The sequence below is a fragment of the Streptomyces melanosporofaciens genome (assembly GCF_900105695.1).
Classification (GTDB): domain Bacteria; phylum Actinomycetota; class Actinomycetes; order Streptomycetales; family Streptomycetaceae; genus Streptomyces; species Streptomyces antimycoticus.
Genome location: NZ_FNST01000002.1, coordinates 7,514,291 through 7,525,431, shown reverse-complemented (window position 1 = coordinate 7,525,431; position 11,141 = coordinate 7,514,291). Strand labels below are relative to the sequence as shown.

Sequence of the window (11,141 nt, the reverse complement as noted above, 5' to 3'; positions counted from 1 at the left end):
GGCGCGCCGTAGGACCGCCCCCGCCGCGGCCGTACGGCGCTGCCCGAAAGGGCAGCCCGCACTGCCCTTCCCCGGCGGGCCCCGGCCTGGACGGCGCGGCATCCGTCCCGCGACGCTGACTGGAGGCGGACATCCGGTGTGGGGCGGCAGTCCCCGGGGAGCGGCAGATGCACGCACATGAGCATGACCACGGACACGAGCACGACGAATCCCTCGCCTCGCCGAAGCGGACGGGCCCTGATATGCAGGCGGAACTTCCGCATCTGCTGAGGGCCGCCGCCACGGGCCGTACGGAGGTGCTCGGCCCTTCCGGAATGAGCACCCTGCAGCGCACGGTGGGCAACTCGGCCGTCGGAGCGGCGATCCAGCGGGACGCCGAGCGGGGCGAGGAGGGCGAGGGGCGGTCGAGCGTCCATGACGTCGTCGCCTCCGGCGGCGGGGAGCCTTTGGACACCGACACCCGCGGCGACATGGAGGCCCGGCTCGGCGCCGACTTCGGGGACGTACGGGTGCACACCGGCTCCGCGGCGCACGAGTCGGCGACGGAAGTCGGCGCCCGCGCCTACACGGTGGGGAACAACGTGGTCTTCCAGCGGGACGCCTACGACCCGTCCTCGCATCAGGGCAGCACCACGCTCGCCCATGAGCTGACCCATGTCATCCAGCAGCGCAGCGGCCCGGTCGACGGTACGGAGGCCCCGGGCGGGATCCGGGTGAGCGATCCGTCCGACCGCTTCGAACAGGAGGCGTCGGCCAACGCCGAGCGGGTGACGGCGGAGCCGTCGCCCGCCCCGGGCCCCGCGCCCGCCCCGGCGGCGGCCGCGCCCTCCACCGCCGCGCCGCCGGTGCAGCGCCAGGAGGCGGACGAGGACGAGGAGCCGGCGGACGTCCAGGGGTCGTTCGTCCAGCGGGCCGCCGAGGGCGGGACCGAGGACGAGGAGGAGGCCCCGCCCGAGGGATAGACCGGCTGGGGGGGGTGGGCCCACCTGCGGGATGGGCCCACCCCGGTATCGTCCTGTCAGCCGTTGGTCTCCGTCGCCGAGATCTTGCCGCCCAGGAACAGCGACTCCGAGCACTGGGACGGCGCCGGGGCCTTCACCGGCCGGCCCACCTCACGGCAGCTCACCGAGATGGTGACCTTGCCCTTGGCCGCCACCTGGATGGGGGTCACGAAGTGGTAGTCGGAGTCCCGGAAGTTCTCCAGCGCCAGATTGAGCAGTTGTCCATCGTCACTGGAGATGACCAGCGTGCCGGTGTCGCCCTGCGGATTCTGCACCACGATGTCGGTGAGCTCGAAGCTCTTCCCGTCGGGGACCGTGTACGCGGTCCGCTCGGCGGCCCCGCCACCCACCGCGTCGCGCACCTGCACCCGTGCGCTGGCCGGGGCCGCGGGCCCGCCGGGCTCCCCGGGCTCGGCATCCGAACCGTCGGACGGCGCGCGGGACTTGCCGCCGCCGGGGCCGGTCGAGCCGCCGTCCTGACCACCATCTTGACCGCCGCCGCCCGACGCCCCCTGTCGGCCGCCCTGCTGCCCGTCCTGAGCTCCGCCGCTCTCCTTGTCCCCTTGTTTCACGGCGGATTCGACCGCCTGCGGGGTGATCGCCTCCCGGGCGGCCGACCGTACGGTGGGGCGCAGCAGCGCGTACCAGAGGCCCACCAGGAGCGCGGCCACCAGGACGGCGGCGGCGAGCGTCCGGGGAAGCCAGCGGGGCAGGATGGCCTGTTGTTCGTAGGTGCCGTCCAGGACCACCGGCTCATACGGGTCCTGGCCCTCCCCCGTCCGTGGTGTCACCACCGCCTGGAACGGATGGGTGATCGGGGTGCCGCGCCACAGCCGCTGGGTGGGACGCACCCTGAGCGTGGCGAACTTGGCCTCGCCCGGTGGAACGGTCAGCTCGGCGGGCTCGAAGGCCATCTTGGTCCGCTCGGTGGCGCCGCGTGCGCTGAGCACCACCGGAAGGGGTGTGTTGCCGCGGTTGTCCACCGCCACCTTGTGACGGCCGTGCCAGGCGCTGTTGGAGCCGCGGGGCACCAGCTCCGAGGTGACCTCGGTGAAGGGCCGCACCGTCACACCGCGTTCGAGTAGATGACATGGACACGCCATTCTCCCATGCTTGGCCATGCCCCTCCCTCAGTCGCCCGAGGGGAGAGAGCGACGTGAATCAAACGACGGGAGAACGCGTTACGGTGGCGCTGCGCGTCCAAGGCCCGGTGTCGCGGGCCGGAGTGGCCAGCCAACTGCGCACCCGGCCCGAGGTCAAGGTCATCGACTGGGACGAACCGGACTCACCGCAGGTCGTGGTCGTCGTCCTGGACGTTCTCGATGATGGCGCTCTACGCGTGTGACGCCAGATTCAACGGACCAGCGCAGCGCGGGGGGTGCTGGTCACCACCCAAATCGATGAGCAGCAACTGGTCAACGCCGCGGAGTGCGGCTTTGTCGGAGTCGTCCGCCGCGCGGAGGCGACGCCGGAGCGGTTAGTGCAGGTGATCGACTTCCCCCTCCCCGACGCCGACCACCGCCGCCTGCTGTGGGACCGCTCACTGGGCACCGTCCTCCCCCGCTCCACCGATCTGGACCTGGACTTCTGCGCCGAGTCCTTCGAGCTGGCGGGCGGCAACATCCGCTCGGTGGCCGTCACCGCCGCCTACCTCGCGGCCGAATCCGGCAGCCCGGTGACCATGCCCGACCTCATCCACGCACTGCAGCGCGAATACCAGAAACTGGGCCGCCTGACCCTGGCCTCGGAATTCGGCCCGTACATGCCCCTGCTGAGGGACTGACGGACTTGGTGGCGGGCCAGGAGAGCCATCGCCTCGCCACGAAGACCACTGGCCGGACCGCATCGGCCACCACCACCCTGGTGGACCGTGGAACAACCGATCGACCCGCCCCGGCGCGCCTAGGCCGTTTCTGATGGCTCTTGGACGGTGTCGCGGAGCCAGATGACGATCGCGGAAACGGCCAGGGTGCCGTTGAAGATGTAGTCGCGCTTGTCGTACCGGGTGGCCACGGCGCGGAACTGCTTCCACTTGTTCACGCACCGCTCGACCGCGTTGCGGCGACGGTACTGGGCCTTGTCGAAGGCCGGGGGCCGACCGCCGGAGCGTCCGCGGCGCTTGCGGTGGACCCGCTGGTCGTCGGGCTGCGCGATGGTGGCCTTGATGCCGCGCCGTCGCAGGTAGTCGCGGTTGTCGCGGCTGGAATACGCCTTGTCGCCGCGCACCCGGTCCGGCCGGCTGCGCGGGCGGCCCGGGCCGCGGTGCTGGATGCGTAAGCCGTTCAGCACCGCGGCGAACATCGGGCTGTCCCCACGCTGACCTGGTGAAGTCAGCCAGTGCAGCGGGCGGGCCGGTCGTCGGAGAGCAGATGCACTTTGCTGGTCAGCCCGCCCGCGAGCGTCCCAACGCCTCGCGTCCATCTGCCTCCTCACGGGCCCCGCCCCCTTTTGCGGGTGGTCGGCCGGAGGCTTGCGGGGCGCCCCGGCCGCGTGCTGATGCGCCCGGCAGGAGGTCGAGTCGATGTTCACGGCCCACTCCTGCCGGGACACCTGGCGGGCGAATGCCCCATCCGGGTCACCGGCATCTGCCTCGATCTGCAGCTCCTGAAGGATGACCTGCCATGTGCCATCGGCCGACCAGCGCCGGTGACGCTCGTAGACGGTCTGCCAGGGACCGTACCGTTCCGGCAGATCCGGCCAGGGCACCCCAGTCCGGGCCCGGAAAAGCACCCCATTGATCACTCTGCGGTGATCCGCCCACTGCCCGCCCGGCTTGCCGTTGCCAGGCAGCAGGGGTTCGATCTTCTGCCACTGCGCGTCCGTGAGCTCGTGTCGCCGCACCATACGGGCGTCCTGCCCGACCAACCACGAGATCCACCCAGTCCACCAAGAGCCATCAGAAACGCCCTAGGGCCACCGAGGACTATCGCTTCGCGGAAGCCTTCGCCGAGGCTTTCGGCGAGGCCGACGGCGAGGAAGGCGCCGTGCCGCCGCCCGGGTTCGGACCGTAGGCGTCCAGGAAGCGGTCGCGGAAGGAGCTCATCTTCCACACCGGGGCCTTCGCGCCCGGCATCAGGCCGTCCTCCCAGCCCCAGTGGGAGATCCGGTCCAGCACCGCCTTGTCGTGCGCGACGATCGCGACCGGTACGTCCCGGCTGGCGTTGTTGCCGCTGACCCGCGAGAGGGGTTGGTGGTCGCCGAGGAAGACGAGCACGGTGTTCTTGTTGCCGTACTTCAGCACATAGTCGATGAGGCTGTTCACCGAGTACTGGATGGACTTTCCGTACTCGGCCTTCACCTTGGTGGAGTCGGTGAACACATCCGCGGGATTCTTGCCGGCCTTCTGGATGGCCTTGTAGACCGAGCCGTCGCCGACCTGGCTCCAGGGGATCGTCTTGGGGATGGGCGCCCAGGGCTGGTGGCTGGAGGTCAGGATGATCTCCGACATCAGCGGCTTGTCGCGCTTCTTGCCGTGCTCCAAGTGCTCGAACGCCTTGAGGGCGTACTGGTCGGGCATGGTCGACCAGCTGAACTTCGGGCCCTTGTAGCCGAGGTCGCGGGAGTCGTAGACGTGGTCGAGGCCGTAGAACTTGCCCTCCGGCCAGCCCTTGGTGACTCCCGGCATGATGCCGACCGTCCGCCAGGCGCCGGTGCGCTGGAAGGCGCGGGTGATGGACATGTGGTCGCCCGCGGTGACGGTGCGGTAGCGGTTCTGGTTGTCGATCCACAGGCCGGTGAGGAAGGTCGAGTGCCCCAGCCAGCTGCTGCCGCCGTAGGTGGCCGAGGTGAGCCAGCCGCTCTTGGAGGCGAACCCGGCCTTGCTCAACCGCTTGGTGGCGTTCTTGAGGGTCTTGTCCACACCGGGGGCGATCGCCGGGTCCTCGATGGCCGAGCGGCCGTAGCTCTCGATGAAGGTGAACATCATGTCCTTGCCGCGCAACCCGGTCAGCAGCTGGTCGCCGGGGGTGTCGCCGTAGGTGTCCACGGCGGCCACCTTGGCGAACTCCCGCTCGTCCTTGAGGGTCTTGCGGACCCGCTCCGCCCGGTCCTGGACGAGCGCGGTGGTGCTCCGGGACGCGAACGGCGCCCCGGCCACCTGCACGCCGAGCGCCGCGCACATGACCCAGACGGTGCCGAGCACCAGGGTGGTACGGGTCGCCACGGCGCTGTTCCTCGCCATGACGTTGCTGATCCGCAGGACGGCGAGTCCCATCAGGACGAGCACGGCGACGGCCAGGACCACGACACCGATCACGGCGGCGGTGGCGGCCGTCCCGCCGAGCGCGTCCTTGACGTACGACTGGGCGTCGTCCAGGAGTATCCAGTCGAGCACCACGTTGAACCCACGGCCGAGGAACTCGTTGAAGCCGATGTCGAGGAGGTTCAAGATGGTCAGCGCCCCGAGGGCCACCCCGGCGAGCACCGCCACCACCCGTCGCGCCATCGACGGCAGCATGAGCAGCAGCGTGGCGCCGAACACCCCCTCCACCGGGATGCGCATAAAGGCCCTGGGTTCGACGAGGCTGAGCTGGGTCGGCAGGAGGAGGGCGATGAACACGAGGGCGAGGGAAAGCCCCGTGGCCGCCCATGCCACCGCCCGCGCCACGGCGGGGTATGTGGCCCGCCAGCCCTTGGGGGCGGCGGGCGTGTCGTGGACGGAGCTCACCTCCTGGTCGGGGACCGCGTCCGGCTCCCCGGTGTCATCCTGCCGCTGGGCGGGGAGATCCGGCGTGGCCTCAGGCTCAGCCTCAACCTCAGGTGGACTCTCCGGAGTCGGGCCCTCCGTCGGGGCCCGCTCCGTGGTTCCCTTGTCCGTTTCCGACCGCTGATGAGAGCTCGATTGGCGCGACAACCCGAAGGTCCTTCCCTGCGAAGCCCGGTGGTGGCACGGCGGACCCGGCTCGGGTAGTCGGGCCCGTCGTTATCCGTACGGCGTGCCGGGGGCCTCCGTTCAATCACCTGGCATTTTTCCCGGCGCCTTCCGCCCGCTCGCGAGCGCACCCGCGCCCCTCGCGAGCGCACCCGCCCCACGATACGCTGCAACCTTCACATGGATGGGATCGGCGGCACGCGGGCGGAGAGACAAGGACGGACACATGCGCATCGGAGAGCTCTCGGAGCGCACCGGCACACCGCGCCGGCTGCTGCGCTACTACGAGGAGCAGAAGCTGATCCTGCCCGACCGCTGTGCGAACGGCTACCGCTCCTACGACGAGCGCCTCGTCGACCGGGTGCTGCAGATCAGGGGGCTGCTCGACGCGGGGCTTCCGACCCGGATCATCAAGCAGATCCTGCCGTGCCTCGACAAGCCCCGGCGCATTCACTTCTCCGACGCCACACCGGAGATGATCGCCACGCTGGAGAGCGAGCGGGACCGCATGACCGAGCGCATCGAGTGCCTGACCCGCAACCGGGACGCGATCTCCGAGTACCTTGACGCAGTGCGCAGCAACAACACCGCCAGCTGACCCACCACCCCGGGGAGCCCACGATGACCGTCCGCCGTGTCGTACCCAACGTCCGGTCCGAAGCGATGCGGGAGAACCGGGAGTTCTACGGTCTCCTGGGCTTCGAAGAGGTGATGAACCAGGGCTGGATCATGACGCTCGCCTCCACCACCAACCCCACGGCCCAGATCAGCGTGCTCACCCACGACGAGACCGGACCGGTGGTCCCCGATGTGAGCGTCGAGGTGGACGACGTGGACGCGGCCTACGCGGTGATGTGCGACAGCGGCGCCGAGATCGTGCACTCTCTGCGGGACGAGGAGTGGGGTGTCCGCCGCTTCTTCGTCCGCGACCCCAACGGCCGCGTGATCAATGTGCTGAGCCACCGCCGATAACCCGATGCGCCCCGCCCCCGCACTCGGCTGGCGTCCGCCCTCATGACGACGCCACCGCGCATCCGCCCGCCCCGCACCGCCGATGAGCGCACCCAGCTGCTGGGCTGGCTCGATATGCAGCGTGCCGTCATCGCGTGGAAGTGCGAGGGCCTGTCCGAGGCGGACGCCCACCGATCCTTCCTCCCCACCTCGCCCCAGATGACCCTGGCCGGGCTCGTCTCCCATATGTGCTGGGCGGAACACCTGTGGTTCGAGATCGTCCTCCTCGGCCGCCCGGCCCAGGGCCCCCGGTTCGACGAGGACGTCGAGGATGCCCATATGAGGGTCGAGGGCGTCCCGCTCGCTCAGCTCCTCAAGGACTACGCGCAGCAGTGCCAGGTGTCCAACGAGATCATCGCGGCCCACTCCCTGGACGACACCGGCCGCCACCCGGAGTACAACGCCAGCTCCACCAGCCTGCGGTGGATCCTCTTCCACATGATCGAGGAAACCGCCCGCCACGCCGGCCACATGGACACCATCCGGGAACTCGTCGACGGGACGAAGGGCCACTACTAAAGGGCCACTACTGACGCCCCGCTACGGTGGCCGGGTGACCTACATCGAGATCAACGGCTCGCCCGCCACCGCGGACACATTGCGGCTGCCCGCGCTCACCAGCTACGGGCACTTCACGGCGATGCAGATCCGAGACGCCCGGGTCCGCGGCCTCGACCTCCACCTCGATCGGCTGCGCTCGGCGACCCGGGAACTGTTCTAGCCCCCGGCACGGACTTCGACCCGGACCACATCGCACACCACTACTGGCGCCTCCACACCCAGCCCCGCGACGCCTGGAAACGGGAAATCCTCCACACTGGCGCCAGCTGACCCCCGCCTCGCTGGAACAGCTACCTGTCGACGGTGCCGGACAGCCGGGCCGGGTCGGCTGCGGCCACCGCCGTCCTCCCGTCCAGCTCCCAGCCTTTCGCGTACGCCGCGGCGAACTCCTCGCCGCCCAACGCGGCCTCTCCCCGGCGGGTGAGCTCGTGGACCTGCGGATCGGTGTGGTCATGCGTGCCGCGAAGCCGGGCCGCGGTTCCCAGCAGTACAGCTGACTCGTGCTGCCGCCCGCGCGTCTCGGCGAGCGCGGCCGTGTTCACCGTCACCAGTGACAGGATCGGCAGATCCCGGGTTGCCAGCGCGGCCGCGTAAGCCTCGCGCAGCGCCTTGTCCACGCCGGGCAGGTCGCCCAGCGCCAGGCAGAGCGCGGCCCGTGCGCTGCCGACCAGCGTCCGGACGTGGTCCGTGGGGAACCCGGTTTCCTCGAGCAGGCACCGTTCGGCGGCGTCGAGCAGGTCGCCCGCTCTGTCCAGGTCGCCGAGCCGCACCCGGAAGTCGGCCTCGCATACGTCGACCAGGACCAGCATGTCCGCCGAGGACGCGTGCAGCGCCCGCTCCCGGGCGGAGTCGATCACCGCGAGCGCCCGGTCGGTGTCGCCGCGCCGCAGGTGCACGTCGATCCAGCGCAGGTCGCTGTAGAGCTGGTCGCCGAGGCTGAGCGAGCCGAACTCACCCGCCAGCGTCCGGGCCTCGCGCAGGTCGGCCAGCGCGCCGTCGAGGTCGTCGTATCGCCGCAAGTGGGCGCTCATCGGCAGCGTGGCGGCCCGGCCCCAACGGTCGCCGGCCTGCCGGAAGCGGTCCAGGGCCGCCTTCACATGGACACGCATCCGCGTCAGCGCGCCCCCGTTCTCGGCGATCTCGGCCTGGAACATATGGGCCAGCCCGGACAGCCATACGTCGTCGTCGCCGTCGGCCAGGCGCTGGAAGATCGCGAGTGCGGCCTCCTCCTTCTGCAGGAAGAGCAGGACCGGGCCGAACACGCGGTAGTGGCTCGGCAGCTCCGGATGCGTGAGCAGCCGGTCGGCCAGCTCGCGCATCTCCGTCCGGTCGTCCGCGGCTTCCCCGGCGGTGATCCCCGACAGGATGTCCGCCCGGTTCAGCAGGTAGGCGGCTCGGACGCAGTCGCGCTCGGGTGTCGGCCCGCCGCTGGTCGCCGCCAGCACCTCGCCCAGCCAGTAGGCGGCGTCGGAGTGGCGGCCGCACATCTGCCAGTACCAGACCAGGGTCAGGGCGAGGGTGGTCGCGCCGTGGGAGTCGCGGGTGGCGCACAGGTGGCGCAGGGCGGCGAGCGTGTTGTCGTACTCGGCGCCGATGACCTCCATGGCTGTCAGCTGGCCGGGCCCGCGCAGCAAAGGGTCCTGACCGGTCATCACCTGCGTGAAGTGGGCGGCGGCCAGATCGCGGGCCGTGCCGAGGTCGCCGGTGTCGGTCAGCCGGTCGGCGCCGTACTCGCGGATGGTTTCGAGCATGCGGTAGCGGCCGGTGCCGGGCGCGAGCTGCAGCAGTGAGCGGTCGACGAGGGTGGCGAGCAGTTCGGGGATGTCGGCTGTGGGCACGGTGGTGCCGGCGCAGACGGCGGTGGCCGAGGCGAATGTGACGCCGCCGGGCAGGATGGAGATCCGTTCCGCGACGGTGCGTTCGTGCTCGCCCAACAGCTCCCAGCTCCAGGCGATGACCGCGCGCAGGGTGCGGTGCCGGGGTGGTGCGGTGCGGCTGCCGGTGGTGAGCAGCCGGAACCGGTCGGAGAGTCCGTCGGCCAGGTGGGGCAGTGACAGCGTCCGCAACCGGGCGGCGGCCAGCTCGAGGGCCAGCGGCAGGCCGTCCAGCCCGTGCACCACGCGCACGATGTCGGGCAGCGAGGTCTCGTCGACGTCGAAACCGGGTCGCACGGCGGCGGCCCGCTCGGTGAACAGGCGCACCGAGGCCGCCCTTCGGGCCTGTTCGACGCCGTCGCCCGGGTCGGGCAGCACGAGCGGGGCCAGCGGCACGAGCGCCTCGCCGTCGACCGCGAGGGGTTCGCGGCTGGTGGCGAGCACGCGCAGCCCCGGGCAGCGGGGCAGCAGCGCCGAGACGAGGCGGGCCACGGCGTCGATCAGGTGCTCACAGTTGTCGACCAGCAGCAGGCTCTCCCGGCCGCCGAGCTCGCCGACGAGGACATCCAGCTCGTCACCCTCGATCCGCTTGCGGGCGTCGAGCATCGCGCCGCCCCGCAGGCCGATCCCGGTGAGCACTGCCGTGGCGATCTTCGCCGGTTCGGTGACGGAGACGAGGTCGATGAGCCAGGCGCCGTCGCGCAATGCGTGGCGGTGCCGGCGGGCGGCCTCCAGCGCAAGCCGGGTCTTCCCGGCGCCACCGGGACCGAGGACAGTGACCAGGCGTCCGGTGGTGAGCAGGGTGTCGATGCGGGTGAGGTCGTCGTCGCGGCCGATGAAGCTGGTCAGCGGCGCGGGCAGGTTGGTCGCGCCGCCATGTCCTCGCGGCTCGTCGGGGACAGCGTGAACTCGGCGCGACCGAATCCGCTCGGGTCCGGTGGCCGCCGGGCTCCCGGCCGGAGCGCCCTCGACCGAGGCGTCCGGCACCAGGATCGGCCGGCCGGGGCGCAGCAGGCGCAGATGGCGTTCCCGCAGGGCGGTGCCCGGGTCGGCGCCGAGGACATCGGCCAGCGTCTCGCGGACCCGCTCGTAGACCGCGAGCGCCTCGGCCTGACGGCCCTGAGCGGCGAGCGCGTCCATCAGCAGTGCGGCCGCCCGCTCGTTGACCGTCTGATCGGCCAGCAACCCGGTCAGCCGGGCGGCTGCCAACTCGGCCCGCCCCAGCGACAATTCGGCGTCAGCGAGATCGACGACCGCCTCGATGGACACCTGCGCCAACCGTGTCGCGACCGCGGGCGCGACCGCGGCGATGGCCGCGGGTTCGGTACCGGGATGGTCGCCCCACAACGCCACGGCCTTGGACAGCGCGGCGACCGCGGCCTCCGGGTCACCTGCCCGCAGCCCGTCCCGACCGGCAACGGTGAGCCGTTCGAAGCGCAGCGCGTCCACGTCGGCCGCGTCCACCGCCAGCCGGTAGCCGCCCGTGATCTGCACGACCACGCCACGGGCCGGGTCAGTCGGGGTGAGGGCGCGGCGCAGCCGGGAGACGAGGGCCTGCAGGGCGTGGGCGGGGCCGGACGGCGGCTCCTCGGCCCAGATCGCGTCGACCAGCACGCCGGGCTCGACCGCGTGGCCACCGGCGAGCGCCAGCCGGACGAGCAAGCCCCGCAACCGCGCTCCCGAAACGGTCAGAACGGCGTCACCGCGAGACACCCGAAACGGGCCGAGCAGCGTGATGCGAAGCCGTGCGCCCCTGTCCATTCCCCGATCTTCGCGCGCCCGCCCGCGAGGCCCAAATCAGGGCGACCGTGTCAGCTCCGTGTG

At 71.2% G+C, this 11,141-nt stretch carries 9 protein-coding genes and 2 pseudogenes; 7 read left to right on the top strand and 4 right to left on the bottom strand.

What is annotated here, in order from left to right; all coding sequences use genetic code 11:
- The first annotated feature begins 167 nt into the window (after window positions 1–167).
- Window positions 168–962 (top strand): eCIS core domain-containing protein, encoded by a 795-nt coding sequence (locus tag BLV72_RS35030; protein WP_093467412.1) that lies wholly within the window; start codon window positions 168–170, stop codon window positions 960–962.
- A 56-nt stretch (window positions 963–1,018) separates the two neighbouring features.
- Here the strand turns inward: BLV72_RS35030 and BLV72_RS35025 are convergent, their stop codons facing one another.
- Window positions 1,019–2,104, bottom strand: a complete 1,086-nt coding sequence (locus BLV72_RS35025) for a hypothetical protein (RefSeq protein WP_244321158.1) — start codon at window positions 2,102–2,104, stop codon at window positions 1,019–1,021.
- 53 nt (window positions 2,105–2,157) lie between these two features.
- On the opposite strand from BLV72_RS35025, the gene BLV72_RS50410 reads away from it, so the two are divergent.
- Together BLV72_RS50410 and BLV72_RS48245 are read left to right on the top strand one after the other, a co-directional pair.
- Entirely contained in the window at window positions 2,158–2,346 is a 189-nt protein-coding gene (locus tag BLV72_RS50410; RefSeq protein ID WP_167746448.1) for a hypothetical protein, read from the top strand.
- Window positions 2,347–2,460: 114 nt separating this feature from the next.
- A pseudogene (locus BLV72_RS48245) lies at window positions 2,461–2,784 on the top strand (ATP-binding protein); the annotation flags it as partial.
- Between the two features lie 119 nt (window positions 2,785–2,903).
- On the opposite strand, the gene BLV72_RS35015 reads toward BLV72_RS48245, so the two are convergent.
- Both BLV72_RS35015 and BLV72_RS35010 read right to left on the bottom strand, forming a co-directional pair.
- Entirely contained in the window at window positions 2,904–3,845 is a 942-nt protein-coding gene (locus tag BLV72_RS35015) for an IS5 family transposase (protein WP_208905824.1), read from the bottom strand.
- A 79-nt stretch (window positions 3,846–3,924) separates the two neighbouring features.
- Entirely contained in the window at window positions 3,925–5,853 is a 1,929-nt protein-coding gene (locus BLV72_RS35010) for an alkaline phosphatase family protein (protein WP_093467410.1), read from the bottom strand.
- Window positions 5,854–6,097: 244 nt separating this feature from the next.
- Between BLV72_RS35010 and BLV72_RS35005 the strand changes: the two genes are divergently transcribed.
- From BLV72_RS35005 to BLV72_RS48240, 4 genes and pseudogenes are all read left to right on the top strand, one after another.
- The gene (locus BLV72_RS35005) at window positions 6,098–6,469 is read left to right on the top strand and encodes a MerR family transcriptional regulator (RefSeq protein ID WP_093467409.1); all 372 of its coding nucleotides are present in this window, start codon (window positions 6,098–6,100) and stop codon (window positions 6,467–6,469) included.
- 23 nt (window positions 6,470–6,492) lie between these two features.
- Window positions 6,493–6,843, top strand: a complete 351-nt coding sequence (locus tag BLV72_RS35000) for a VOC family protein (protein ID WP_093467407.1) — start codon at window positions 6,493–6,495, stop codon at window positions 6,841–6,843.
- Window positions 6,844–6,885: 42 nt separating this feature from the next.
- A complete protein-coding gene (locus tag BLV72_RS34995) occupies window positions 6,886–7,401 on the top strand; it encodes a DinB family protein (protein WP_093467406.1) in 516 nt (171 codons plus the stop codon).
- A 10-nt stretch (window positions 7,402–7,411) separates the two neighbouring features.
- A pseudogene (locus BLV72_RS48240) lies at window positions 7,412–7,600 on the top strand (class IV aminotransferase); the annotation flags it as partial.
- A 133-nt stretch (window positions 7,601–7,733) separates the two neighbouring features.
- Here the strand turns inward: BLV72_RS48240 and BLV72_RS34985 are convergent.
- Window positions 7,734–10,988, bottom strand: a complete 3,255-nt coding sequence (locus BLV72_RS34985; RefSeq protein WP_244321156.1) for an AfsR/SARP family transcriptional regulator — start codon at window positions 10,986–10,988, stop codon at window positions 7,734–7,736.
- Between the last annotated feature and the right edge of the window lie 153 nt (window positions 10,989–11,141).

Bases quoted from the DNA above. Each gene is read 5' to 3' on its own strand.
- BLV72_RS35030 (WP_093467412.1), top strand. From the start codon at position 168: ATGCACGCACATGAGCATGACCACGGACACGAGCACGACGAATCCCTC.
- BLV72_RS35015 (WP_208905824.1), bottom strand. From the start codon at position 3,845: ATGGTGCGGCGACACGAGCTCACGGACGCGCAGTGGCAGAAGATCGAA.
- BLV72_RS35005 (WP_093467409.1), top strand. From the start codon at position 6,098: ATGCGCATCGGAGAGCTCTCGGAGCGCACCGGCACACCGCGCCGGCTG.
- BLV72_RS35000 (WP_093467407.1), top strand. From the start codon at position 6,493: ATGACCGTCCGCCGTGTCGTACCCAACGTCCGGTCCGAAGCGATGCGG.
- BLV72_RS35025 (WP_244321158.1), bottom strand. From the start codon at position 2,104: ATGGCGTGTCCATGTCATCTACTCGAACGCGGTGTGACGGTGCGGCCC.
- BLV72_RS34995 (WP_093467406.1), top strand. From the start codon at position 6,886: ATGACGACGCCACCGCGCATCCGCCCGCCCCGCACCGCCGATGAGCGC.